Source organism: Halomonas sp. TD01 (assembly GCF_923868895.1).
In the GTDB taxonomy this organism is placed as follows: domain Bacteria; phylum Pseudomonadota; class Gammaproteobacteria; order Pseudomonadales; family Halomonadaceae; genus Vreelandella.
On sequence record NZ_OV350343.1, the window covers coordinates 4,117,760 to 4,142,565 of the forward strand.

22 protein-coding genes are annotated in these 24,806 nt (G+C 53.3%); 8 read left to right on the forward strand and 14 right to left on the reverse strand.

Going from position 1 to position 24,806, the window contains the following annotated elements:
• Positions 1-217: 217 nt before the first annotated feature.
• The 6 genes from L1X57_RS18655 to prmB all read right to left on the reverse strand — a co-directional run bounded on the left by L1X57_RS18655 (position 218) and on the right by prmB (position 6,712).
• Complete coding sequence (locus L1X57_RS18655) at positions 218-1,582, reverse strand: metal-dependent hydrolase family protein (protein WP_009722626.1); 1,365 nt, start codon at positions 1,580-1,582, stop codon at positions 218-220.
• A gap of 256 nt (positions 1,583-1,838) precedes the next feature.
• On the reverse strand, positions 1,839-3,512 hold the full coding sequence (locus L1X57_RS18660; RefSeq protein WP_234667843.1) for an alpha/beta fold hydrolase: 1,674 nt from the start codon (positions 3,510-3,512) through the stop codon (positions 1,839-1,841).
• A gap of 92 nt (positions 3,513-3,604) precedes the next feature.
• Positions 3,605-4,015: a phasin family protein gene (locus tag L1X57_RS18665; protein ID WP_009722624.1), complete on the reverse strand. Its 411-nt coding sequence runs from the start codon at positions 4,013-4,015 to the stop codon at positions 3,605-3,607.
• A gap of 155 nt (positions 4,016-4,170) precedes the next feature.
• Entirely contained in the window at positions 4,171-4,587 is a 417-nt protein-coding gene (locus L1X57_RS18670; RefSeq protein WP_009722623.1) for a hypothetical protein, read from the reverse strand.
• Between the two features lie 60 nt (positions 4,588-4,647).
• Complete coding sequence (aroC, locus tag L1X57_RS18675) at positions 4,648-5,739, reverse strand: chorismate synthase (protein ID WP_009722622.1); 1,092 nt, start codon at positions 5,737-5,739, stop codon at positions 4,648-4,650.
• 13 nt (positions 5,740-5,752) lie between these two features.
• Positions 5,753-6,712 (reverse strand): 50S ribosomal protein L3 N(5)-glutamine methyltransferase, encoded by a 960-nt coding sequence (prmB, locus tag L1X57_RS18680; RefSeq protein ID WP_039868770.1) that lies wholly within the window; start codon positions 6,710-6,712, stop codon positions 5,753-5,755.
• 155 nt (positions 6,713-6,867) lie between these two features.
• Here prmB and L1X57_RS18685 point away from each other — a divergent pair, with 155 nt between their 5' ends.
• Complete coding sequence (locus L1X57_RS18685) at positions 6,868-7,434, forward strand: Smr/MutS family protein (protein WP_009722620.1); 567 nt, start codon at positions 6,868-6,870, stop codon at positions 7,432-7,434.
• A 30-nt stretch (positions 7,435-7,464) separates the two neighbouring features.
• Here the strand turns inward: L1X57_RS18685 and L1X57_RS18690 are convergent, their stop codons facing one another.
• Both L1X57_RS18690 and L1X57_RS18695 read right to left on the reverse strand, forming a co-directional pair.
• Complete coding sequence (locus L1X57_RS18690) at positions 7,465-8,502, reverse strand: patatin-like phospholipase family protein (RefSeq protein WP_009722619.1); 1,038 nt, start codon at positions 8,500-8,502, stop codon at positions 7,465-7,467.
• Between the two features lie 34 nt (positions 8,503-8,536).
• Positions 8,537-9,415, reverse strand: a complete 879-nt coding sequence (locus L1X57_RS18695) for an alpha/beta fold hydrolase (protein ID WP_009722618.1) — start codon at positions 9,413-9,415, stop codon at positions 8,537-8,539.
• Between the two features lie 399 nt (positions 9,416-9,814).
• On the opposite strand from L1X57_RS18695, the gene L1X57_RS18700 reads away from it, so the two are divergent.
• Together L1X57_RS18700 and L1X57_RS18705 are read left to right on the forward strand one after the other, a co-directional pair.
• Positions 9,815-10,288, forward strand: coding sequence for a LexA family protein (locus tag L1X57_RS18700; protein WP_009722616.1), 474 nt, complete (start codon positions 9,815-9,817; stop codon positions 10,286-10,288).
• On the forward strand, positions 10,285-11,631 hold the full coding sequence (locus L1X57_RS18705; RefSeq protein WP_009722615.1) for a Y-family DNA polymerase: 1,347 nt from the start codon (positions 10,285-10,287) through the stop codon (positions 11,629-11,631). Before L1X57_RS18700 ends, L1X57_RS18705 begins: the two co-directional genes overlap by 4 nt.
• Here the strand turns inward: L1X57_RS18705 and L1X57_RS18710 are convergent.
• The gene (locus tag L1X57_RS18710; protein ID WP_009722614.1) at positions 11,593-13,056 is read right to left on the reverse strand and encodes a sodium-dependent transporter; all 1,464 of its coding nucleotides are present in this window, start codon (positions 13,054-13,056) and stop codon (positions 11,593-11,595) included. The two genes, L1X57_RS18705 and L1X57_RS18710, sit on opposite strands and share 39 nt — an antisense overlap.
• Before the next feature lie 157 nt (positions 13,057-13,213).
• Between L1X57_RS18710 and L1X57_RS18715 the strand changes: the two genes are divergently transcribed.
• The 4 genes from L1X57_RS18715 to L1X57_RS18730 all read left to right on the forward strand — a co-directional run bounded on the left by L1X57_RS18715 (position 13,214) and on the right by L1X57_RS18730 (position 17,972).
• On the forward strand, positions 13,214-14,530 hold the full coding sequence (locus tag L1X57_RS18715) for a M20/M25/M40 family metallo-hydrolase (RefSeq protein WP_009722613.1): 1,317 nt from the start codon (positions 13,214-13,216) through the stop codon (positions 14,528-14,530).
• Positions 14,531-14,905: 375 nt separating this feature from the next.
• Complete coding sequence (locus L1X57_RS18720; protein ID WP_143759713.1) at positions 14,906-15,109, forward strand: hypothetical protein; 204 nt, start codon at positions 14,906-14,908, stop codon at positions 15,107-15,109.
• A 321-nt stretch (positions 15,110-15,430) separates the two neighbouring features.
• Positions 15,431-16,228 carry a MipA/OmpV family protein gene (locus L1X57_RS18725; RefSeq protein WP_009722611.1) on the forward strand — a complete coding sequence of 266 codons (798 nt, stop codon included), beginning with the start codon at positions 15,431-15,433 and terminating at the stop codon, positions 16,226-16,228.
• Positions 16,229-16,313: 85 nt separating this feature from the next.
• Positions 16,314-17,972, forward strand: a complete 1,659-nt coding sequence (locus L1X57_RS18730) for an alpha/beta hydrolase (RefSeq protein ID WP_039868702.1) — start codon at positions 16,314-16,316, stop codon at positions 17,970-17,972.
• 124 nt (positions 17,973-18,096) lie between these two features.
• Here the strand turns inward: L1X57_RS18730 and L1X57_RS18735 are convergent, their stop codons facing one another.
• A complete protein-coding gene (locus L1X57_RS18735) occupies positions 18,097-18,783 on the reverse strand; it encodes a type 1 glutamine amidotransferase domain-containing protein (RefSeq protein WP_009722609.1) in 687 nt (228 codons plus the stop codon).
• A gap of 108 nt (positions 18,784-18,891) precedes the next feature.
• Positions 18,892-19,629, reverse strand: coding sequence for a MauE/DoxX family redox-associated membrane protein (locus L1X57_RS18740; RefSeq protein ID WP_009722608.1), 738 nt, complete (start codon positions 19,627-19,629; stop codon positions 18,892-18,894).
• A gap of 157 nt (positions 19,630-19,786) precedes the next feature.
• Between L1X57_RS18740 and L1X57_RS18745 the strand changes: the two genes are divergently transcribed.
• Complete coding sequence (locus tag L1X57_RS18745) at positions 19,787-20,572, forward strand: CLCA_X family protein (RefSeq protein ID WP_009722607.1); 786 nt, start codon at positions 19,787-19,789, stop codon at positions 20,570-20,572.
• A gap of 379 nt (positions 20,573-20,951) precedes the next feature.
• Here L1X57_RS18745 and L1X57_RS18750 read toward each other — a convergent pair whose 3' ends face one another.
• From L1X57_RS18750 to L1X57_RS18760, 3 genes are all read right to left on the reverse strand, one after another.
• The gene (locus L1X57_RS18750; RefSeq protein ID WP_009722606.1) at positions 20,952-21,434 is read right to left on the reverse strand and encodes a hypothetical protein; all 483 of its coding nucleotides are present in this window, start codon (positions 21,432-21,434) and stop codon (positions 20,952-20,954) included.
• A gap of 1,239 nt (positions 21,435-22,673) precedes the next feature.
• Positions 22,674-24,488, reverse strand: a complete 1,815-nt coding sequence (locus L1X57_RS18755) for a ClpP-like prohead protease/major capsid protein fusion protein (RefSeq protein ID WP_009722605.1) — start codon at positions 24,486-24,488, stop codon at positions 22,674-22,676.
• A 2-nt stretch (positions 24,489-24,490) separates the two neighbouring features.
• Complete coding sequence (locus L1X57_RS18760) at positions 24,491-24,715, reverse strand: hypothetical protein (protein WP_009722604.1); 225 nt, start codon at positions 24,713-24,715, stop codon at positions 24,491-24,493.
• Between the last annotated feature and the right edge of the window lie 91 nt (positions 24,716-24,806).

A 24,806-nucleotide genomic window follows, 5' to 3' on the forward strand; every position in this document is an offset into this window, starting at 1 on the left:
GAGGCTTGGCCAACGCTGCACGTGGCTAAGCAAGCGCCCCACCTCCCGCAATAAACACTGGTTTGCCAGCGGCAGGTGGGGAGAGTTACCGCTCAACTTGCTTGAATATAAAATATTGCCCGGTAATTTTTTTGCTAACTTGTCAGCAAAAAGTAGCGCAGCGGACAGTCACTCTTTAACCATAATTTTCTAATGATTGGTCAAACATCTGATGTTTTTATAACTCATCTTTGTAAACACGACCGCCTTTCATAATCATGCGTAAATTGCGCTCTGGATCGTTCAGAAAATCAAGATCGCGGCTTGGATCACCATCAACGACTAATAGATCGGCCAGCGCTCCAGGCTCGATACGGCCAATGACACCTGAATAAGGGTTGCGTGGCCCCGAGAGCGACAATAAATCACCGTTGTGGCTAGTCGCCATTGCCAATACTGTTAGCGGATCATAAAAGCGCGTCAACTTAGCCAAGTGCCGTAACTGGTTCGGAGTGTTTTTAGGGCTAAAGAGAATGTCAGTTCCCCAAGCGGTCTTAACGTCAAAACGCTGCGCCATTTCGTAGGCGCGAACGGTACCTTCAGCCACTTGGCGTTGAGACTCTCGGCGGGCAGCATCAGGATAAACGTTGGCATCTTCATCTTGTAGGAAAGGCTGAAGGCTCCACCATGCCCCCTCTCCTGCCATCATTCTTACCGACTCTTCATCCGCCAACTGGCCGTGCTCAATCGACTTAACACCTGCTCGCAGAGCGCGCTGGATACCACGAGGCGTATAGACATGCACCATCACATAGGTACCCCAGTCACCAGCAGCCTCAACCGCTGCCCGAAGCTCTCGTTCCGTAAACTGGGTACTGTCTAATGGATCGTAAAGCGATGCCACACCACCGCCCGCCATCAGCTTGATCTGAGAGGCACCTAACATCAGCTGCTCACGCGTGCGCCTGAGCACTTCAGCTTCACCATCCGCAATCACGGCAACACCCTGACGCTCTGCCTCACTTAGCGGCGTTGTGCTACCACGGGGTATGTCATGACGCATTCTGAAGTCGCCGTGACCCGAGGTTTGCGAAATCATCGCCCCGGCAGGAAACACCCGAGGGCCATTAACAATACCTTCATCAATAGCACGCTTTAACGCAAACGACGGCCCACCCACATCCCTAACCGAGGTAACGCCACGCATTAAGGTTCGTTCTGCTTCTCTTGCTGCGACCAAATGCACATAGCCAATATCAGCGGTCATGGCTTCCATCTGGGAGATGGCCGCTAAGGTGGTATGCCAGTGGGCATCAATCAAGCCGGGCATCAATACACGACCGCCGCAATCAATGACATCAATACCTTCCACTTCACCACTGCCGTCTAGAATCGCATCAATACGGCCGTCCACCACCCTGATTGATACGCCATCACGCAGCGGGCCACCGCTTCCATCAAAAAGCTTTAAATTGGTTAATAGTAGCGGCCCATCGTGGGATTTTGGCTGCTGCCCAACAGCAAAAGGCACATGCAATCCTGCGAAAAGCGCCATCACCGCAGCCGTTCCCCCAATCATTTGGCGCCGGGTTATTTCTGCCATCACACGTTCATGGAAACGCTGCAGCAATGGTGAACCACAACAGCAAGCTCCATGGCTGTGTTGAGTGTGGGTCTCAGGAAGAGCCGGCGACAATGAAAAGCGTGCAGTTGGCTGCATGAGTAGCGTCTCGGTTAGTAGTTTTAGCGTCAAACTGCGCGGCCTTAGTCCAAGTTTAGCCGCGCCACTATTGGAGAAATAGACTAATTAACAGCTTGTTTAACCATCCCAGCATGACTCGCTGATCATTAGATGGTTATTACGACGCGGGAAGCTCACCTAACACCTCAGGTATCGTCATTTTCACATAGCGCCCAGGAGCGCTTTCAATGACGTTTAGCTCACCTTCTCCAGGCTGACGCGCGGATACCATTTTTTCAGGATCTGGATCTGCATAGCCGTTCTCCGTTACCCATGCCTGCCAATGCGGCCACCAAGAACCTTCATTAAAGGTCGACCCTTCTTGCCAAGCATCATGCGTTTCGGGCAGCGCATCGTTGGTCCAGTAACCATACTTATTCTTATGGGGTGGGTTCACAATGCCTGCGATATGGCCAGAGCCACCCAACACAAACGTCACCGGCCCTTTGGGCAGCAGCGCGCCATAATATGTACTGTTCCATTTAGCGATATGATCTTCTTTCGTCGATACGAAATAGCACGGGGCAGATATTTTACGAAGGTCAATCTTCACCTCGTCCAACTCAATGCCACCCGGCTCTACCAAGCGGTTTTCCAGGTACATATGGCGCAGGTACCAAGCATGCGTGCCCGCAGGCAGGTTCGTGCCATCGGTATTCCAATACAGTAAGTCAAACGCTGCGGGAATTTCACCTTTCAGATAATTATTAATATAGAACGACCAGAAAAGATCATTCTCACGCAATAAATTAAAGGTGTAAGCCATTGAGCGGCCATCTAAATACCCCTTCATTTCTAGCGTGTTTTCAATCCCCTCGACCACGCGTTCGTTAAGGAATACGCCAATATCACCGGGGTCGCGGAAATCTTGCAGCGTCGCCATGTAGGTAACAGACTTCACCTTGCGACCACGCCGCGTGCTTGTCAGATAAGCGACCGTTGAAGCGGTTAGTGTGCCGCCTACACAGTAGCTCAACAGGTTTACTGACTTCTCGCCACAGGCTTGCTCAATTGCCTCCATCGCGCTGATGGGGCCCATTTGCATGTAATCAGCCCACGTAATGTCGCGCTGCTCTGGGCCAGGATTACGCCAGGAAATCAAGAATACGGTATGCCCCTGGTCTACCATCCATTTAACTAGCGAATTGTCTTCCCTTCCTCCATAGAGAACGTATCCAGAATTCGCCAGGTCTTCTCGTAGGCGCGTCAAACCATCCACCAAGTTCTGCCCGCGGGTCTCTAGCGTGCAGCGCATGACTTCGGGATTAGTCGATACGAAGTTAGTCGGCGACATAGCGCTTACCAACTGCCGAGCATAAAACGCCAAGTTGCGCTTTTGTGTCGGGTCTAAGTCATCCAGTGACTCAATGAGTTCCTCTACCATCTGCGAAAACAACAGATACTGCTGCATAATCGCCAAGTAGTAAGGCTCTTGTGTCCAGGCTTCGTCTTTAAAGCGACGATCGCCTTTCGCAGGCGTCACCAATGGCGTTACCTGCTCGCCAGACATAGCGCGCACACCCTGTTGCCAAAGCAGCCACTGATCTTGTAGCAATCGCGACTGAGTTTGCCACAGCAGGTTAGGGTTACTCATCAGCGATTGCGCGGCGGCTTCGAAGCTTTCTCGCATATCACTTTGAACGGAGTCAGCAGCTTCACTAGGAACCATCCGTGACAGCAAATCCTCAAGCAGGCCTTTATACTGTTCACCAACATCGCTTAGCTGCACTTTCCATGCTTCAAGCTCTTCTTGAGAAACACCTTGAGACGGCATTTTCCACCCTGACAGCATACTCACTCTCCCTCACCTGCTTGGCATTATCTGCCCAGGCACATCATCCAAAAGAACGCGGCGCCTTCAAGGCGCCGCGAACATAGTTGCGTTTAGCTTTTACGTGAAGACTGGCTAGTCGCTTTCGCAGGCTGTTCACTTTTCGTGGCAGAGGTGGCTTGCTCGCCCATCTTCTGACCAGCTTCGCTGAACAGCTTTTCCATTTCGGATTTGAACTGCAAACTCATCTCACCCATGACGCGAGCATCTTCCTGCATCTGCTGAGAAAGCTCGTTCATCATTTCGGCTTGTTTGGTGCTAAAATCACGCAGGCTTTCTGCATCATTAATTTCTGTCGCGCTGCGGATGCGCTCAGTGCCCATCTGGCTGTAGCGTTTCATCGCTTCCAGCTGATACTGAGTCATTTTTTCCATGTTGTTGAGCATTAGCGAGTTCATTTTACGCATTGGCTCAAACATTTGGCGAGTTTGGGTACTAAAGGCGTCCATCATTTTATCTTGCATAGTGTCTGCTCCTGTCTCTCGTTCCTTGGCATGAGCCTGGAGTGGCTCATCACATGGCAAAATTGCTGCACTGCAAAAAGAGTAAACGCTGCAATGCTGCTTTGCAACATCCTTAGCAGCACGCTCAACAACGCTACACATTTCACATTACATTTCTACCCTTTAGCGCGAGAACGCGAAGAAGCTGTCGCTTTCGCTTTGGAGCTTCTCGCACTTGATGCGCTTTTACCTGATGCTGCTGGCTTTGGTTTAGCTGCTTCTTGGGACTCGTCTTGGCTCGTGTCGCTATCCTGTTCAGCACTGCCGCCTGAGGTTCCCGCTTTGCGCAACATATCCAACATCATCTGTTGATACGTGCCGAAATTAGCCAGCCCTTGCGAGACTCCCTGCTGCATCATTGGCTGCTGCAGAAAAGGTCGCATTAGATTCATGGGGTCATAGCCATCCACCCCAGATTCCATTTGCCGCTGAATGTTTTCCAGCAGGTTTTGCTGAAACGCCTCAACATCCGGCAGCCCTAGCGATTGGCGAAACTCATCCGGTGTCAAGTCAAATTCAACGTTGATTTTCATAGGCGACTCCTTAACCATCTTCCTAGAGTGTAGCAGCGTTACGCCAAGCGCACCGTGCTGTTATTGTTGTTCTAAACGCGGCGTATCAACGCTAACATCGCCATTCTGTCCACGGTGACGTAGCCAATGGTCTAGCAGCGTTATTGCCATCATCGCCTCGGCGATAGGCGTCGCGCGAATACCGACACAGGGATCGTGGCGGCCTTTCGTTATCACCTCAACTGGCTGGCCATGTACATCAATTGAGCGCCCGGGCGTGGTAATACTTGACGTTGGCTTCAACGCTAAGCGGGCAACGATTGGCTGTCCACTGGAAATCCCTCCCAGCACACCCCCCGCGTGATTAGACAGAAACCCTTCAGGTGTCATCTCGTCACGATGTTCGCTACCACGCTGGGCAATACAGCCAAATCCAGCGCCTATCTCTATTCCTTTTACCGCATTGATGCTCATTAAGCCATGCGCCAGATCAGCATCTAAGCGGTCGAATACCGGTTCGCCTAACCCGACTGGCACACCGTCGGCAATCACAGTGATTTCAGCACCCACGGAGTCTTGGTCCCGACGCAACTGATCCATGTAAGTTTCAAGTTCAGCCACTTTGTCCGGGTCGGGGCAGAAAAAAGCGTTTTCGCCCACCGCATCCCAGGTTTTGAATTCGATGTTGATGGGGCCCAACTGGCTCATATAACCGCGAATCTGAATCCCTTGCGCAGCCAATACCTTCTTGGCGATAGCGCCAGCGGCAACACGCATCGCGGTTTCCCGCGCGCTAGAACGACCGCCGCCCCGATAGTCGCGGTGGCCATACTTGTGGTGGTAAGTGTAATCAGCGTGGGCGGGACGGAATTGATCTTTGATTTTAGAGTAGTCGTTGGAGCGCTGATCAGTGTTCTCAATCAACAGACCAATCGACGTACCCGTGGTTTTGCCCTCAAACACGCCAGAAAGAATCCGCACCTGATCCGGCTCTTTACGCTGGGTGGTATGCCGAGAGCTACCTGGGCGACGGCGATCTAGATCGTGCTGCAAATCTTCTTCACTGATCGGTATGCCAGGTGGGCAGCCGTCAACAATCGCGCCTAAAGCAGGGCCGTGGCTTTCACCAAACGTGGTAACGGTAAATAGCTTGCCAAAGGTATTGCCAGACATGGGCGTTAGTTCCTCACGCAAAAGACGCCGCATGGGCGTCGAGTTCAGCGGCGCTCAAGGCAAAAACGCCCTGGCCGCCACGCTCGAATTCAAGCCAGATAAAAGGTACTTCTGGGAAAGCAGCCTCCACATGGCGATCGGAATTGCCAACTTCAACAATCAGCCAGCCCTCGTCGGTTAAGTGCTGCCGTGCTTCGCGCAGTATGCACCGCACTATATCCAAGCCATCGCTTCCAGCGCCTAACGCCAGGGCAGGCTCGTGGCGGAACTCGGCGGGCATGGTGGCCAAGTCGCGCGCATCGACGTAGGGAGGATTAGATACGACCAGATCAAAACGCTGGCCTTCCAGGCCATCAAACACGTCGGACTCAACGGCGCGCACGCGATCTCCGACGTCGTGACGAGTGATGTTTTGACGAACCACCGCTAATGCATCTTGGCTAATATCCGCCAACGCCACCTCACTGGTAGGCAATACTAACGCCGTAGCAATGCCGATACAGCCAGAACCGGTACACAAATCCAGCACTCGGGCAGGCGGCTCTTCCGGAAACCATGCTGCAAAGCCGTCTTCAATCAGCTCGGCAATCGGCGAACGCGGAATTAATACGCGCTCGTCAACGCTGAACGGGAAGCCCGCAAAAAAAGCTTCGCCCAGCAGATAAGGCAGCGGGCGGCGGGTGGTCACCCGCTCTCGCGCCAAGCGAATGATGCGCTCGCGCTCTATCGGCAGCAGGCGTGCATCCAGCACAGCAGGGTCGACGTTCCACGGTAGGTGCAGTGCGCCTAAGCAAAGCGCAACGGCTTCGTCCCAGGGCGATTCAGTGCCATGCCCATAGTGCAGCCCCGCCAGATAAAACTCGCTGGACACCCAGCGTAAATAATCGCGCAGTGTAAAAAGCTCGCTCACCAGTGCCGACTCCGGCAACGAAAGCATTGAGGGGGAGGTCTCATCATTGAGGTGCGTGGTCACAGCGGCTCCAGGCGTATAAAGGTTCATAAGAGGATTGTACCTTTGACGCCGCTCGCTTCACAGCTTGCGGTTCACAGTGGCGACAGGCTCGCTATACTGTGCGCTTCTCAATTATGCTTATTTGTTAACACTTCATTTCTCTATTTGAGCCGACCATGACGCGACACCTGCCCAACGACGACGATATCAGTGCCTTTCGCCAAGCGCTGCAGGCAGCAGGCGTGCGCCGTATTGCCAGCAATCAAGCAGACCCCGGCAAACTTAAGCGCAACGACGAGGCTGCCCAGCAGGCACGTCGACAAGCTGCAGTAGAGAGCAACACGCTGCAAACCAGCGGGCGCACATCCGACGGCCGCGTAGAGGCGGTACGCCCTTCAGAGTATCTGGAGTTTAGCGTGCCCGACCTGCCCTGGCGCACCTTTAGCCAGCTAAAGCGCGGCCAAACCGCCTGGCAGGCTGGGCTGGATTTACACGGCTATACCCTAGAAGAAGCCAGAATTGAGCTTGAAAGCTTTCTACGCGACGCCGCCGCACAAGGCATGCGCTGCGTTCTGGTAGTGCACGGCAAGGCCTGGGGCACCACCTCAGATTTTCCGGTACTTAAAAGCCATACCAATGCGTGGTTAAGAGAGTGGCCCGGCGTCTTGGCGTTCTGTTCCGCCACCGATATCGATGGTGGAACAGGCGCGGTGTATATTCTGCTGCGCAAACGCGGGCAATAGGTGACTATTTCACTACGTTTACTCAGTGGTTTACTCGGTGGCATCCGAGGCAATGCCTGGCATTCGGCGCTCCAGCGCTTCATCTGCAAGATGCCGCCCCAGACGAATTAATTCGTTGGCCCGGTGAAACTCGTAAGTACTGCAAACAGTTTTGGGAATTTCGATCAATACATCCGGCGGATAGCCTGCGATTTTATACTTCGCGAGTGCCGCCTGGGTGATATCAAACGACTCTAGAATCATATCGAGCTTGCCCCACTCGCGCTTGCCGCGTAGGTCAACCGTCTCGTCAAGGTCACCCTCTTCGCCATTGCTGCCCCCCAACCCATCCCACAACCGTCGTGTGGTGGCGCGCACATCGTCCATCCAACCGCCAATATTGGCATCACGGTCGCGTTCTAACGCGGTGCGACTGTCATCGATATCTGCGCTGGGTAACAGCTCTTCTAAGGTTATGGGTTGTGGGCTGTGCGCCGTCACGTTAACCGCCACTACAAAATCCGCTTCGTGGGCGGCCAATATTGGCATCATCGGCAGCGGGTTCAGCAAACCACCATCAACGAGCACCTGGCCACCGACATGTACCGGCGTAATCACGCCGGGGACTGCAATAGAAGCACGGATCGCCTGGAGCAACGGGCCATTTTGAAACCATACCTCACGCTGGCGAATCAGATCCGTCGCAACGGTCGTTACGGGAATTGGCAGGTCTTCGATTAGCCTATCGCCGACCAGCTCTTCTAGTTTGCTCATGACTTTATTCGCTCGCATGGCGCCCATTGGGCTCCAGGTCACATCGACCAGTTTGAGCACATCAAAATAATCCAGGTGACAAACCCACTCCCGGTACTCGGGTAGCTTTCCAGCGGCATAAATACCAGCAATTAGCGCCCCCATGGAACAACCAGCAATAGAGATTATCTCGAAGCCGCGCGCCTCCAACGCTTCAATAACACCGATGTGGGCATAGCCTCTGGCACCACCGCTGCCCAACACCAGCGCGACTTTATTACCTTTTAAGCTGCTGCTTGCCACGGGCTTTTCCGTAGCATGCGGTACTTTCTTCATCGTTATCGTCCTAACGCTGGTTATCAGATACCCGCTACGCCTGCTGACTGATTATGCCGGCCACGCGATGAACGGACTGGGGTTCAAGATGCAAATGATGGCCACCCGCTAGCACATGACGCGTTAGCTGGGGCACCGTTTGGCGCGCTTTTTCTGCCCAGTCCCGCGCACCTAGAATCCCCCGCTCCCCTTCTATCAATAGCACCGGGGCTTGAATCTCCGCCAGTAATGCCAACACTTGTTGAGGCGCAAAGCGCACCAGTGAAGGCTTTAACAAACGGCTATCGGTGCGCATTTGCACATGTCCATCAGCAGTGGCTTGGGTGTTACGTTCGACAAGAGGCGTTGCAGTGATGCTATCCAGCGGCGTGACACCGCCTGCTACCCGCGCGGCTACCGCACTTTCAACATCCGGGTAGCGAGGTGGGCGGGAAAGCGGCCGCCGGTGCGCGATAAGACCTTTTCGCAACTGATTGGCGGTTTCTTCAAACGGCGTGTTAAGCGCCCCTAAACCGTCTAATAAAATCAGTTTTTCTACTCGTTCTGGCAGGGCCGACGCCACCAGACAGGCCACTGCCGCCCCCATAGAGTGAGCGAGTAACGTTGCCTTTTCGATTCCTAATGATTCCATGGTATCCAGCACGTCATGGGTATAGTCCCATAGCGCGTAGTCGCTTCCCGCAGGCGCATGGGCCGAATGCCCGTGACCGCGAAAGTCGATCGCAACAATGCGAATATCCAGAGCTTTCACTAACAACGGCGCTAGCCGGGTAAAGCTTGCCGCGTTGTCCAGCCAGCCATGTAGTGCCACCCAAGTAGGCGCTGTGCTACGCCCCCAGCTAAGCGCCGCCAGCCGCCCCTTCGCAAGGGAAAGCGACTGCGCCGCGGTACCGACGTGGGTCGATTCGTTCATAAACAGGGTCTCTTTAAAGCCGGATAACCGAGCAATGCCATATTCGTCAGATGACGCTCTACAGCGTAAACGTTACCATGCTAAGCGCAGCGCATCTGCCGCTTTTATGCGGATATCGTTCGCTCGCTACTACTGTCTCGTATTGCTCTTAACGATGATAACCAACAGGAAAATGGCTATGAAACCACGTCGTGATACCCGTGCTCGCAATCTTGTGTTCTTTATTACCGTAATAAGCGCTTTGGTGGTGGGCCTATGGCTTGCCCGCTGAGCCAGTAACGGGCCATCCCCACAACTGGACAGCACTTGCAATTTTTCCCTCATGAATAAATACTGCCCATAAATACTGTTTATAAGAACAGTATATAAGCACACTATTTATTCATGAGGATGCCGACGATGTCGTCTCAACCCGCCTCTCTAAAAACAGCCACATTTGCAACAACCACGCTTGCAACAGCCTTGCCGTTAACCTCTCAACCACTGCCCTTTCCAACGCTATACGGCCGAGCTGGATTTAGCGGCTTCCCTTCGCCTGCCCAAGATTACGAGCCACGTACGCTCGATCTTAACGAACGGCTGATTAAAAACCCTACCCAAACGTTCTACCTCACCGCCGCGGGCGACAGCATGGAAGGCTGGGGGATATTCGAGGGCGATTTGTTGGTGGTAGATCGCAGCATACCGCCCCGTTTAGGGCACATACTGGTCGCCATGTTTGAAGAGGAAGTGCTGATAAAGCGCTATGCACTCTATAAAGGCACGCCACATCTTTGTTCGGCACATCCTCACTACCCACCGCTGCCGCTAGAAGAGACGAATTGCCAGCTATGGGGCGTGGTGCGCGCCGTGGTGCATGAGTATTTGCCATGATTGGCCTGGTCGATGCCAACAACTTCTATGTGTCATGCGAGCGTGTTTTTAACCCCACACTTGAAAGCAAGCCCGTTGGCGTCATGTCGAATAACGATGGCTGCGTGATTGCTCGTTCGGCTGAAATGAAAGCAATGGAAATCCCCATGGGCACCCCCTCATTTCAACTAGAAGGTCTGCGCCGGCGGGGAGAGATCCACTTGTTGTCATCTAATTACGAGCTGTATGGCGACATGTCTGCACGGCTCGCCCAGCTACTTCGGGATGCCTGCCCAGACGTCGCGCCTTATTCCATTGATGAAATGTTTATCTACCTGGATGGCTTCAGCGACGCTCAATGCCAAACGCTCGGGGAAGTCGTGCGCCGCCGTATTCGCCGCTATTTAGGGTTACCCGTGTGTGTAGGGCTTGCGCCCACCCATACGCTAGCCAAGCTCGCTAACCATGTCGCTAAAAAGCAGGTTCACTACCAGGGCGTCTGCCTGCTCGCTGCCAACAGCCCGACCACAGCGGCGCTGCTTAAACAGCTGCCGGTGAATGACGTATGGGGCATCGGCAGACGCATAGCAGAACGGCTTGCGGTGAGCGGTATTCGCACAGCGTGGCAGTTGCGGGAGTGCGACCCAAAGCAGCTGCGCAAACGATTTTCCGTGGTTCTCGCACGTACAGCACTAGAGCTACGTGGCACCTCCTGCTTAGAAATGAATGCGCTAGAACAGCCACGTCAGCGCATCATGACGTCACGCTCTTTTGGTCAAGCAACCGGCGTAAAAGCGGAACTGCACGCGGCGCTGCGCCGTCATGCCCAGCGTAGTGCCGAAAAACTGCGCCAGCAGAAAAGCCTTACTCGCGCCGTACTGCTGTTTTTAACTACCAACCGTCACCGTAAAGACCAGCCTCAGTTTTCGCCTAGCGCAATGATTCCCCTAGCCTCGCCAAGCGACGATACTCGTATCATTTTAGAGGCCATACGCGAAGGACTTGAGCAGATGTATCGGCCAGGATTCCAGTTTATGAAAGCCGGCGTCATGCTATTGGATTTAGTGGATGCGCAGCAGTATCAGCTTTCGCTGCTGCAGCCATCCACCAAAACACATCCACACTTGATGAACACCGTTGACGCCATCAATCAGCGCATGGGGCAAGGCACGATTCGCTTTGGAATGACGGAGGCAGAGGCACCGTGGCAGTTGCGCTGTGCGCACCGTTCTAACCGTTACACCACCTGTTGGGACGAACTCATGGAGGCAGGCACCCACCCTGGCGCCATTGCGGCCGCCAGGATGAAGCGTGAACAACAGCAGTTAGCGCGAGCGCAGCGCTTGGCGCAGCCGCGGGCTTAACGTCTCCCCGACCAGCGCAAAAATCACCAGAATCGCCAGTAGCACCGGCCAGTGAACAGCAAACGACACTGGATAGAGGCCCAGCGCGTCCACAAAGATGACTAGAATGCCCAACGGGCTGACGTAGCGCACCATAGTCAGCCATAGTGCATAAGGCAACGGCGCGAGACCTAGCTCGTCGCGGAATGTCTCGCTTTTCAGCACAAACCCTGCCAGCAGTACCATGCCCAAGCCACCCAGCGGCATCATCCAGCGCGAGGTTAAATAATCCAGCCAGTCAAAGAAGTTTTTACCCGCCAGTGTCCAATCAGCGCCCAGGTTAAACGACAGCATTGCCAGCGTGCTGATCAGCCATAGTACGATGCCCGTCGCCCAAGAGGCAGATTTACGGGTCATGCCTTTGTTATCGCACAACCACGACACGGTGGCCTCAACCATAGAAATAGACGAGGTCAACGCCGCCATAGAGAGCATCAAGAAAAACAGAATGCCAAATAGTGTGCCCATTGGCATCGCCTGGAAGGCCAGCGGCAAGCTCATAAAGATAAGCCCCGGCCCTTCACCAGGATTCATGCCGTTAGCAAAAATGACTGGGAAGATCGCCAACCCCGCCATTAGTGCAACTACGGTATCAGCAATGGCCACGCTCACCGTGGTGCGGCCAATCGAGGCACCTTTGGGCAGATAACTGCCGTAGGTAAGAATCGCCCCCGATGCCAACGACAGCGTGAAAAAGGCGTGGCCCAGCGCCGCCAGCATGCCTTCACTAGAGAGACTTCCCGCATTGAACGAGAACAAAAAACGCACTGCCTCGCCAAACCCACCAGAAAACACCCCGAAGATAATCAGCAGAACGAGCATGAGCACCAGCCCAGGCATCATCCAACTGACGTTTTTCTCAATGCCTTCCTGAACACCTTTGCCCACAATCACCATGGTGAGTAGCGTCACTAAGGTGCTCCAACCTCCCAAGGTAAACGGGTTCGCATTATTAGCCCCAAATACCGCCGCCATGTCATCAACACTACTACCCGCTAGGCCGCCGGTGAGCATTTTCCATAAATAGGAGAACGACCAACCCGCTACCACGACATAAAACGACAGAATCATAAAGCCGCAAAGCATCGCCATCCAACCAATCAGCGACCAGGCAGAAGAGCGACCAGACTCATTGACAACGCGCCGTATCGCATCAATTGGACTACCGCGACCACGGCGACCAAAGGCAATCTCAGTCATCATCACCGGTACGCCGACGGCTAAAATGCACGCCAGATAGACCAGCACAAAGGCCCCGCCGCCATACTCCCCGGTGATATAGGGGAATTTCCAAATATTGCCAAGCCCCACCGCCGAACCGGTGGCTGCCAACATAAAGCCCCAGCGGCCCAGCCACTGAATGCGAGGTTGCCCAGAAGACGCCATGACCTTCCACCTTGTTAGAAAAAAGCGCCTATCCTAGAGGATTTTATAAACAAAGCCCAAAATTCTTGTCTCACTAGTCGAACCAGCCATGCGCATCTGAATCAAGAATCTGGCAGACTAGTTAGCGACAAACACCACCCAACAGAGAGTGCTTAACATGAGCAACAGCGCCAAACCCTGGACGCAGCCAATGCCCGACGCGCAATTCAATATAATGCGCGACATTCTTGCCGCCCCCAGCCCTGTGGGTCTGGAAGGCGCCATGACTTACGGCGTGCTGAAGCCTTACTTTGAAAGCTTCGCGCCAAGCGGCTGGCATCTGCATCAATTTAAAGGCAATGCTGGTGTGGTGCTGGATACCCATCCTGGCCGCGATGACATGTTCAAAGTGATGATCATCGGCCACGCGGACAAAATCCGCATGCAGGTTCGCTCGATTGGCGAAGACGGCAAGATCTGGATCAACACTGACTCCTTCTTGCCTACCGTACTTATCGGCCATGAAGTGAAGCTGTTCAGCGAAGATCCTGACGCCCACGGCAGCTACCGCTGCATCCAAGGCGGCACAGTAGAAGCCCTAGGCGCTATTCACTTTTCTGATCCAGCACAGCGCGATGGCAGTAAAGGCATCAAAAAAGAGCAGATCTACCTGGACCTGCAAATCCACGGCGAAAATAAAAAGCAGCAAGTGCTGAATCTAGGCGTTCGCCCAGGTGATTCGATTATTTTCGACCGCCCTATTCGCCCTGGTTTTAGCCCGAATACCTTCTACGGCGCTTACTTGGATAATGGCTTGGGCTGCTTTGTTACAGCAGAAGTAGCGAAGCTAATCGCAGAAGCCGGCGGCACCGAAAAAGTGCGCGTGCTATTTGCCATTGCCAGCTACGAAGAAATTGGACGTTTCGGCAGCCGCGTATTGGCTGGCGAACTAAAGCCAGACGCGCTGATTGGCGTAGACGTTAACCACGACTACGTAGCCGCCCCCGGCATTGGCGACAAACGTATGCAGCCGTTGGAAATGGGCAAAGGCTTCACCATGGCGGTAGGTTCTATTGCCAGCGAACAACTCAACCGCATTATCGCCAGTGCCGCCAAAGAGCAGGATATTCCCCTTCAGCGGGATATCGTTGGCGTGGATACCGGCACTGACGGCATGGCTGGCGTGCTAGCGTCTATTGATAGCGCAGCCACCTCGATTGGTTTTCCGATCCGCAACATGCACACCATTTCCGAAACCGGCAACACCCAGGATGTGCTCGCAGCGATTCATGCGCTTACCCACACCCTAAAAGCGCTGGATGCCCTACCCGATCTAAAGCGGGAATTCTTGGATAACCACCCGCGGCTTGACCAGGCCAGCCCGCTTAGCCACCAAGGTAGCGACAAGCCAGATAGCGAAAAGTCAGATAGTGAAAAGCCAGATAGTGGCGAGGACAAAAAAACCTCGAAGTCAAAAAAAACGAAGAAGAAGTAACATAAAAAAACCCCGGCCATTCCTGGCCGGGGTAGTAGTATTTCCTCCCTAATCCTTCTTCACGAACGTCCTATTCGTGCATCCCTGGTATTACAAGCCTTCCTGCTTGATCTTGCTCCTTGGCACTTTTCCTTGTGCTACTACCCACCATGAACCTTATATATGTCAAAAACATTAACCTGGGATATCAAAACATGAGTTTTTTTAAATTTTTTACTACCAGCTTATAAATAGATAGCTGCTTATATAAATGGCGAACTAGCCGTTTGCTGTTTATACTTTTTAAGCATTGTCACGAATGCCTTTCTACACGGACGTTACCACGACTGAACCCATTAACCCCCCTTACGTTAGGAGGTCAGCGTGAGAAATATCATGATCAGCCCGACTGTATACGGCGTGGATATTATTTGCCGTCATTGCGGCAATGCAGAATCCTCGACAACGTCGTACCTAAAACGATTTCGCCTTGAAGGCACCGGAAAAGACAGCGCTACGCTGCGTTGCTTGAATTGCCAAACGGCGGTATCCACGCCAATGAGCAAACTAAGCGCACTGTTTTATCATCACGCTTGTTAGTCAGCAGTGCCGTTTGCCCATAAAAAAACCCCGGCCATCGCACTGGCCGGGGTTTTATCAGGTCCTCCTTGATCTTCCTTCACGAACATCCTGTCCATGTGTCCTTGTGCACCACAAGCATTCCCTGCCTGCACTTCCCTGTAGCGCTTTCCCTGCGCTATGTGCACACAGTGCGCCCTATAGCCGTTGAGTTATCTAACCTAAGCTATGAAACAGAAAATAGTTTCAATTCATGGGTAACACAGGTGTTTAGTTTGCTTGCAGTTGCTTTCACCAAAAACATACAATCACGCACGTTTGAATAATTAAAAGGATACCCCAGTGACGACTCTCGTTTCTCGCGCGACCCCAAGCTCTTCTACTTGTAAGCGTTTTACCCCCTGGTTAGCGGCTGCTTTTAGCATCGCGCTAACCGCTCCAGCGTGGGGAGACAGCTGGGAAGGCAGCATAGGCGCAGGCGTGACCTACTCACCTGACTATCTGGGCAGTGACGACTACGACACGCGAGCGTGGCCTGTCTTAAACTTGGCTTACGGCGATCAGCTCTCGATCAACGTACGCAACGGTATTGAGTGGCACGCTGTCCGTAGCGGTAACTGGACCGCCTCTCCATTCATTGGCTACACCTTTGGGCGAGACAATAAGGGCGATATCAGCCAGTTTGAAAAAGTCGATGGCGGGGCAACGCTAGGTCTGCGGGTTAGCTATCAGCAAGGGTTCTGGCGTTATAGTGTTGCAGGCAGTACGCCGGTGAGCGGCGACGTTGAAGGCGCAAAATTTTCAGCCAACGCCGCCCTGCGTATGCCCGTTAGCGAACGCACTCTCTTCACGCTAACGCCCAGCGTTACGTATTCAAATGAGAAGTGGACCGAATCGCTATTTGGTGTGTCGGTTCAAGATAGCGCGCGCAGCGGTGTAGCAGCCTATACCCCAGACGGCGGTTACTGGCGAATGGGGGTCAATGCCAGCCTCAGTTACTTCCTGACACCCGAATGGACAGCCACTGGCTTCGTCGGCGCAACCCACCTTACTGGCAGCGCGGCCGACAGCCCAATCGTTGATGAGCTAGGCAGCGATTGGCAAGCCCTCACCGGAGTATCGTTAAGTTATCGTTTTTAGGATCGGTCGTTTTTGACACTGGCAGTTGACACTGCCCTTATAATATTAGTTTTTAGTGCATCATTTCATAACTCAAGAGCAAACAATGGGAAATAGCGCCAAGCGACTAGGGAAGGTCTTAAGCCTTAACCGCCTTTCAGGAGCGGGGCTAGTGCTAGCAACGCTATTTTTTGCCTTTTCATTAACCCCCAGCCTTGTTCCTCGACCGCTGGTGGCCCAAGGCATCGTTTCCGGGCTGAGCTTTGCAGCGGGGTACGCAATGGGCGTGCTAGGCCACACGCTTTGGCGCTACCTGCACTTGCCAGAACCCAACCCTACATTGGAACGCCACCTGAAATGGCTAGCGGCACTGGTCTGTTTAAGCATCTCGATTATTTTTCTTTGGCGTGCTGCCGAGTGGCAGGACAGCATTCGCCAGTTAATGGACATGCCCCCCGCTAAAGGCACTCGCCCGTTCTCTATAGCACTCATAGCACTGGGTGTCTTTGTGTTTCTACGCATACTTGGCCTGCTGTTCAAACGCACTTTCAAGCTGCTTTCTCTTAAATTAGCCCACATACTCCCCCGCCGCACCGCCTATGTGCTAGGCACAATCGCTTCCGTCGCACTATTTTGGATGGTCATTGAGGGCGTGGTCTTTACCTACGCATTGAAAGTGGCTGACCGCTCCTATCAAGAAGTAGATGAGTTAATCCAGGATGACCTCGACCCACCTGACGACCCCATGATACCAGGCAGCGCCGACTCGTTGATTAGCTGGGAAGCGCTGGGTAGCCGAGGTAGGCGTTTTGTGACCAATGGCCCAAACGGTGCTGAAATTGGTGAGTTTGTCGGCGAACAATCCCTAGACCCGATCCGTGTCTATGTAGGCCTCAATGCCGCCGACACACCTACTGGCCGAGCCCAACTTGCCCTTGAAGAACTGATTCGCGTAGGTGGTTTTGAACGCTCTATGCTGGTGCTAGCCACCCCCACCGGGCGCGGCTGGATAGATCCCAGCTCCCAAGACCCCGTGGAATATCTTCACCGAGGCGACATTGCGACAGTAGCAGCGCAATATTCTTACCTTCCTAGCCATCTATCACTTATATCTGAAGCAGAGTACGGCGTTGAAAATGCCCGCGCACTGTTCACCACGATTTACGATTACTGGTCTTCAATGCCCCAAGATGAACGCCCAAAACTGTATCTATTCGGGCTGAGCCTGGGCGCGCTGAATTCAGACCTCTCATTCGATTTTTACGACATCATCAATGACCCCTTCCATGGCGCACTGTGGAGCGGCCCGCCCTTTCGCAGCGACACCTGGCGTAGCGTCACCGCCAACCGCGACCCAGGCAGCCCCGCTTGGCTGCCGACGTTTCGTAATGGCGACGTAGTGCGCTTTATGAACCAAAGCCAAGGGCTTGATGAAGCCACAGGCGAATGGGGAGATTTCCGTATTGCCTACCTGCAGTACGCCAGCGACCCCATTGTGTTTTTTGAACCCGACGCATTCTGGCGCGAACCCGAGTGGATGCGTGAGCCACGCGCCCCCGATGTGTCTCCGCAATTGCGCTGGTACCCCGTGGTGACCATGCTGCAGCTACTGGCCGACTTGGCCACCGGCAGCGCTCCACCAGGGTTTGGGCATGAAATTGCGGCTGAACACTATATTGATGCCTGGGTAGCACTTTCCGAACCACCTGACTGGGATGAGCAGGCGCTCAACCGCCTGCGTGAGCGCTTTACCCAACTCCACTAGACACAGCCCCTGAACGCACACCTCCCAGGCAACACATATTCATTCACGTACATTCATATATGCACATAAAAACGGCGGGCAATATGCCCGCCGTGATGGTTTCTTGAACTAAATAATGTGCTACCTAACGCGCCAGCCTCGCCATAAGCGCTTCAGCGGTGGCCGCGGAGGAAGGCGGGTTTTGGCCGGTAATCAGCTGGCCATCTTCACGCACGTAAACCGTAAAGTCGTCTGCCTTGCTGTAAATGCCGCCACACTGCTGCAACGCATTTTCCACCAAATGCGGCACAATAGTCGTCAGCCCCACGGCATCTTCTTCGCCGTTGGTAAAGCCTGTCACTTCACGACCTTTTACCAGCGGTTCACCAATGCTGCTTTTTGCATTAATCAATACAATAGGCGCATGACACACCGACGCCACTGGCTTGCCCTGGGCAATAAAGTTTTCAATCAGTTTGACGGAGTCTTGATCGTTGACTAAATCCCACAGCGGGCCATGGCCACCTGGATAGAACACTGCATCGAAGTCACCTGCGTACATATCACTAAGGAGATGCGTTGCCGCAAGCGCTGCGTTCGCTTCATCATCTTGCTTAAAGCGCCGCGTTTCATCGGTTTGGCTATCTTCCGCGTCGCTTTTCGGGTCAAGCGGCGGCTGGCCACCTTTTGGTGAGGCAAGCGTGACTTCAGCACCCGCGTCTTTAAATACATAGTATGGCGCTGCTAGCTCTTCTAGCCAAAAGCCGGTTTTTTCACCGGTATCCCCTAGCTGATCATGTGATGTCAGCACAACCAAAATACGCTTGCTCATCTCAATACTCCTAATCGTAAAGAGTGCGATAGCTTAATGCGTTCACTACCTTACTTTGGGGCGTGTTTTCTTGGTTGCAAGGCGCACAACCTCTTCTACTCATTTGCGTTACAGCAAACTCTTCAGCGGCATCCATAGCCCCATGGCGACCATAACAAGGTTCTCTGTCAACGAAATAAAGCCCAGTGGCACATTACTATTACCACCAACGCAGGCGCATTTTAGCTCTCGCTTATCGACATAAACCGCTTTAATGACTGACACAGCCCCCACCGTACCAATGAACAGCGCCAGCGGTGCTGCCAGCCAGATCAATGCACCCGCCAGCATCAAGATCCCTGCAAGGGTTTCCGCATAAGGGTAAATATACCCGTAGGGCACATAGCGCTTGGCCAGCAGATCGTAGTTAAGAAACATGGTACTAAAGCTTTCCACGTCTTGAAGCTTCTGCAGCCCGAGTAACACCATGGCAGTGGCAACTGCGTATTCGGGAAGCCGCGCGGCGAATAACGTGCCATGGGCCAGCCAACTAATCGCTAAACCAATCAACAGCGCCGTGGCAAAAATAGCGACCACTGGCCGATATGAGGTTTCTTGAGCACTCGGTACGCTTAAGCCTAAATATTCGCGTACCTCTTCATAGCCACCGATGCGTTCATCATCAATGTACGTTTGCGGCGTAGTATCAACCTGCTCTTTTGCTTTAAAGGCATCGGTTTCGTCACGGGTCGTTAATGGGTGATCGTGCACCTCGTAGCCCTTACGCCGCAGCAATGAAACAGTTTTCAAGCCAAAGGGGCACTGGTGCGCATCCGTTTTCATGCGATAAACATGTGCCGTTGCCATACTCCCTCCCTGATGTGGAACACAGTGCAGCCAATCATTCGCTGCCTAGGTATAAGGGTAGACACCTTAGCCAGTCTTGCCGAACAGCCTTTGGCGCTGACTCGTTACCTTCGATAAGATAACGCGGTGAATTTCTTTTTATTTTAGAGAGCACGCCGTGAGCATTGAAGCGCGAGAGTTTTATCGCCAAGGGCCAATGCACCGCCCAGAACGTGCCAGCAGCTTTGCGCTGATTCGTCGCCAGTTCGATTTTCGCTCAATTGAAATAGGTCGTTGGGTGACCACCGCCGAGCGCGACCGCGCCGCAGAGCTTTTCCACGATGCGCTGTGCGATTTAATGCTGATCCTGCACGGCAATGAAGCGCTGATTTCGCTGCGTGGCTCGTTAGCCCTGCAGTACGGCAGCGGCGGCAGGCCCGGCGTTTCTGCCCACTACGACCCCAGCCAGCGCAGCTTTTCGCTCGCCAAGAACGCAGGACCGGGCAGCATTGCCCACGAATGGTTTCACGCCTTCGATCACTACATTGCCCAGAAGTGTTTTAACAACGTGCCCGCTAGCACCTTCGCCTCAGCGGCATGGCTAGCGGATGCGACCCCGATTAACCACCCGCTCAACCAGCGCCTTCTCGCCTGCTTCCACGCCATTCTGCTTCACCCCGACGGCCAGCAGCCCAGCGCGCTTTTCAACCACTCCGCCGCCATGGACAAAGCACACGGCCAGCTCTATTACAGCAAGCCAGAAGAGCTATGCGCCCGAGCCTTTGAAGCCTTCGTGCAAGACGCCAGCATCAAAAACCACTTCCTGGTGAAAGGTACCAAAACCTCTCCCGAAGCAGAACGCGGCCTGTACCCACAAGGCGAACAGCGGGAACGCATCAACGCGCTGTTCAGCGCGTATTTTGCCAGTTTGGGGAAAGCACTCAGCAAAGAGAGCCCTTCATAAAACGCGGGATGTGCGAAACACGCCAATGACGGCTACGCTTCAATGACACTCATTTCTCAAAGGAAGAGAAAAATGCCATCTACCACTACCATTGTCGTTATCGTTGTTGTGATCGTCGCCGTCGCAGGGATAGGTTTCAGCGGCATATTTCCCTTTTAAAGGAAACTGACACCAGCCTCACCGTGGCCACCTCATCGCCGAGTGCGAGGTGATTGAGGGGCTGCTGTGGGTGGATTGCTAAAGCATGTAACTGACACGAACGTGCGTTAGATAACTGTGGTATAACGCCATTACTTAGCGATAGTCTTTTAAGTGGCGAAGCGGAGAAAAAGCTGTCCAGAGGAGACCCGTCAGGACCGGAGCAAACTGGAATGATTTGTTAAGCATTGTCGCGGATGTACTGGAGCAGAGCTTGACACTCATCTCGAACCGTCTCCATGGCTATCAGATTGCCAAGCATGTAGCCATTTTCGTTCTGAATTGACGAGGACATATCACATTGGACGCCTTGCCCACTACCCTTGAAGAACTCTTCTTTCTTACGCCCCCTGCCTAAAAAATATTCATCTGAGTGTTCACGCATGTCACGAACATCAACCGCATCTTGGGTTGCGATAATAAATGATTCCAGGCTCTCCTTTAATTCTTTTGGAGTGTGATGGACTAGCTGCTTTGCAAAGCGAACACCCATGACAGTAGCCGTGAGAGCGTAGTGTTCTTCAAACATTCGTCGCCGATGAAAATCATCATCAAATGAAAATGGCTTATTAGCGCTATGCAAAAAAGAGCTACACCGATGAACTGCTTCTGCAAGCCAACTATCTAAGAAAAACTGTGTTGTATCCTTCTGTTCGGCATCCATGAGACTTCCCTTTTTGAGTGTTTAAAACTGTCAAAACGCACAGCTTTTTAGTAAAGATGAAGCCAAAACGAAAAAGCTATTACCTATCGCCGTGATTGGCCTTATTAAAAGACCTATTGATTCATATTTTTTTTCAGCACGATAGGGCTCAACATATAAAGCTAAAGGCCACGTAAATATATAATCTCAGCGCATATATCTACTCCGGATAAAAAGCCGCCCAAACTGCTCACCATTCTTAAGATGACAGTAGCGAAGCACCCTACGCTTGTCACCTTGCATGGGCAAAAACAGGACTAACGTAGCGCAAACTGCATGTGGATAACTTAAATGGCAGGCACGAAAAAGCCCGCTGATTGCTCAGCGGGCTTTTTCTATATTCTGTGGCGGAGGGGGAGTCCGCGCCCCATATATTAAAAACAAAAACTTGAATGACAATTTCAAATTGCACCAACATCCTACCCAACATAAATAATAGTGCTTGGCTGCGCTCAGATGCAACGTTAAACGCCTATTTCACATACACACAGCGCTTATAAAACTCACTCGCCAGCCCGTTGCTAAGCAATTCAACTCCCCTTCTCCCAGCTAGCACCAATTAATACCCCCCCTGTTTGGCAATAAAGGGGCTGTGGTGCTTTGGGCTTAGCGTGTGACGGTTGGCCAACAAACCGCCGCGGCTTTGGTGCCCGGTCTGTTACCGCTTCGCTTCATGGGGCTTCGCCCCATCCCCCAGGTAGTGAAGTGCGCCAGCAGACTAATTGCCTTCATCATAGCGTGACAAATTCACCATAACGCCAGCAGCGCACCAGGCATGGCCAGAATGCGCCGTTTGGTTGTAGTGGGTTGTTGTATCGCGTGCCTATGGCCGGGGTGATTTAGTGGCCACCTTAGTGGATGTCGGGCACCTGTATGGCTTCGCGCCAGCCTGACCAAAGGCTAGTTAAAACAGCGTGGTAGCGCATTGAATGGGGCATTTATGAGGCATTGGCCACGTTATACCGGGTATGGTGCCAGCGGCGGCTTGATGGCGTGATAACAAAACAACAACCAACCCCTGGAAATTTGCCGTACATAGGCGAATTCCGCGACTGTTTGCCCCCGTACTGCGGGGGGTGGGTGGGGGAGTACCTTTTTTATTTTGGCGGCTGTCTGCTCCACCGTTGGGCACTAAAAAGCCGTGAAAGAATCTCTCCATTCACGGCGTTGGCTGCCTGCTGTGACGTTACTTTTAAGAGCTTATGCCTTGCTGCCGCGCACCATTCCACGGTAGTCCAGCGGGGCAACACCTGCATCAATGCGGCACTTGTAGCTTACACCGTCCACGCTCCACCCCTCTTGCTGCTCAAGGTAAGGGGTATCGACGCCATCCAAGTAAGCCACCTCTACAGTGTCGCTTCCCAGCTCAGCCGCCACGTACCAGTTATCCGGGGAGTGTGCATCCAAGCGGCTTTCAACCACCAGTTCACCCATGCTATTCACAGGGTTCATGATACCGCTGTTAGTCTCAGCACCGGGCACGGAGGTGCTACGCAGCACTTGCATAGCGATAGACTCAAGGGCAGCGGGCACGATCACGAAAGCGGGCGCGATGTTTAGCGTGTTGCCGTGGCTATCCTTCTGCATGCGCATTTGCTTACGGGCATCGCCTAGCGCCTCAGGTATGAACCCCGCCGCACTGGTGACAATGTTTCCATGGTCATTATGGAAAAGCGCCTTGCCGTCTGTGAAGGCGTTGTTGCTCATCAAGATGGCGTAAACCAAATCGCCAATGGTGCGGCTTGCGGCTCGGCCCATGTTGGCGGGGATCGCTTGAAAGGCGCTCATATCATCATTGATGATTGCCTGTCGTGTGATGCTGAACAACCCGCCATAGGTAGCCAGTGCAATGGGCGCCGCGTGGTCATCTGCTGACACATAGCGATACTCTGCCCCTTCTTTCACTTGGGGCAAGGAGGGGAAGCCACCCAGGCCCGCACGGTGCGAGGTGTGGAAGTTGCTTAGCGTTCCCTTCTTAGTCCAGACCGGGAAGGTTTCGCCGCTGTACTCCCAGCCTCTTAGCATTGCCTTCTCACTCACGTTCAATAGCACATGGCCAAAGTCGCTTGAGGTATGAGTGAAGGCAGCGCCCACCATCTGCATCTTAGAACCATAGGCGCTGACACTGACGCCCTTCTCGGTTAGGGAAGCACGCGCCATCTCAGCTAAGCTCATGGTGCGGAAGTGGTTGCTCTTGTCCTGTGACTTGGCAACACCTGCACGATCTAACAGCGCTTCAATCATGCCATCCTGTACGGCGTTGCCGTTATCAGCAAAAGCGCCAGCATCTTGGCGGGGTGGTGCTGTGGGTGTGGTGCCCTGGCCTAGGGCGTTAAGGGTGGCGGCGCGGATCTGTTCGACTGACATAGTGTGAATGTCCTGACTGTTTTTAAGTTGGGCAACGGCGGGGATGTCTGGCAGGTATTGCCATAGCGCGGCTATCTGCGACTCACGGCGCTGGGCTGCTGCCTCTGGTCGTTTGGTGATGTTGGCCAAGTAAGCCATGGCCACCGCTGACATACGGGGTTTGTCCTGCTCGCTGGCTTCAACCCGTTGGGCAAACCCGGCGGCTACCGCTTCCTCAGCGTTGTACCAGGTCTCAGCTTCCATGATTGCCGTGATGGCTTCTGCACCCTGGCCAGTGCGCTCGGCGTAGAGCGTGATCATTTCGCCGGCTGCTTTATCCAGCGTGTCTGCGCTTCGGCGCATCTCGCTTGCATCGCCCATTGCTACCGTCCATGGGTTATGCACCATGATGAGACTGTGTGCAGCCATCACCACTTCATCGGCTGCCAGCATTACCAGGGTCGCAGAACTTGCCGCTAAGCCATCTACAAACGCCGTCACGTTGCCAGCATAGCCACGTAGGTTATTGAAGATTGCTAGGGCATCGGTGACGTTGCCACCGGGGCTATTGATGTGCAGCGTGATAGGTTCGTTGCTTCCGCTGGCTAACAACCGCTTGACGGTGGCAGCGGTCACACCGTCGATCACATCATAAATCTGAATATCCACGATTACGATTCCCCGCTCTCTTTACCTAGCCATGGGTGTGGCACCGGGGCGGCTTGATTGTCGCACCACTTGCGGATCGATAAGCGCGCCAGCTCAGCCATGGAATAGGGCGGTGCTGATGGGTGACGCTCAGCATCAATTTGCCGCTTTAACTGCGACAGCATCGATACCGTCTGCTCATCAAGGTGAACGGTAAGGTGCTTGTTTTTAGTCTGCGATGTAGGCATTGCTTTAACTCCAAAGGGATTAATTAAAATACTGTATGTATATACAGTTTATAATAGATATTAGAGCAAATAAAGCCGTACAAGTTACTGA

Excerpts from the sequence above, each read along its gene's own strand:
- L1X57_RS18655 (WP_009722626.1), bottom strand. The coding sequence starts at position 1,582 with ATGGCAGAAATAACCCGGCGCCAAATGATTGGGGGAACGGCTGCGGTG.
- L1X57_RS18660 (WP_234667843.1), bottom strand. The coding sequence starts at position 3,512 with ATGCTGTCAGGGTGGAAAATGCCGTCTCAAGGTGTTTCTCAAGAAGAG.
- L1X57_RS18665 (WP_009722624.1), bottom strand. The coding sequence starts at position 4,015 with ATGCAAGATAAAATGATGGACGCCTTTAGTACCCAAACTCGCCAAATG.
- L1X57_RS18670 (WP_009722623.1), bottom strand. The coding sequence starts at position 4,587 with ATGAAAATCAACGTTGAATTTGACTTGACACCGGATGAGTTTCGCCAA.
- aroC (WP_009722622.1), bottom strand. The coding sequence starts at position 5,739 with ATGTCTGGCAATACCTTTGGCAAGCTATTTACCGTTACCACGTTTGGT.
- L1X57_RS18685 (WP_009722620.1), top strand. The coding sequence starts at position 6,868 with ATGACGCGACACCTGCCCAACGACGACGATATCAGTGCCTTTCGCCAA.
- L1X57_RS18690 (WP_009722619.1), bottom strand. The coding sequence starts at position 8,502 with ATGAAGAAAGTACCGCATGCTACGGAAAAGCCCGTGGCAAGCAGCAGC.
- L1X57_RS18695 (WP_009722618.1), bottom strand. The coding sequence starts at position 9,415 with ATGAACGAATCGACCCACGTCGGTACCGCGGCGCAGTCGCTTTCCCTT.
- L1X57_RS18700 (WP_009722616.1), top strand. The coding sequence starts at position 9,815 with ATGTCGTCTCAACCCGCCTCTCTAAAAACAGCCACATTTGCAACAACC.
- L1X57_RS18705 (WP_009722615.1), top strand. The coding sequence starts at position 10,285 with ATGATTGGCCTGGTCGATGCCAACAACTTCTATGTGTCATGCGAGCGT.
- L1X57_RS18710 (WP_009722614.1), bottom strand. The coding sequence starts at position 13,056 with ATGGCGTCTTCTGGGCAACCTCGCATTCAGTGGCTGGGCCGCTGGGGC.
- L1X57_RS18715 (WP_009722613.1), top strand. The coding sequence starts at position 13,214 with ATGAGCAACAGCGCCAAACCCTGGACGCAGCCAATGCCCGACGCGCAA.
- L1X57_RS18720 (WP_143759713.1), top strand. The coding sequence starts at position 14,906 with ATGATCAGCCCGACTGTATACGGCGTGGATATTATTTGCCGTCATTGC.
- L1X57_RS18730 (WP_039868702.1), top strand. The coding sequence starts at position 16,314 with ATGGGAAATAGCGCCAAGCGACTAGGGAAGGTCTTAAGCCTTAACCGC.
- L1X57_RS18735 (WP_009722609.1), bottom strand. The coding sequence starts at position 18,783 with ATGAGCAAGCGTATTTTGGTTGTGCTGACATCACATGATCAGCTAGGG.
- L1X57_RS18740 (WP_009722608.1), bottom strand. The coding sequence starts at position 19,629 with ATGGCAACGGCACATGTTTATCGCATGAAAACGGATGCGCACCAGTGC.
- L1X57_RS18750 (WP_009722606.1), bottom strand. The coding sequence starts at position 21,434 with ATGGATGCCGAACAGAAGGATACAACACAGTTTTTCTTAGATAGTTGG.
- L1X57_RS18760 (WP_009722604.1), bottom strand. The coding sequence starts at position 24,715 with ATGCCTACATCGCAGACTAAAAACAAGCACCTTACCGTTCACCTTGAT.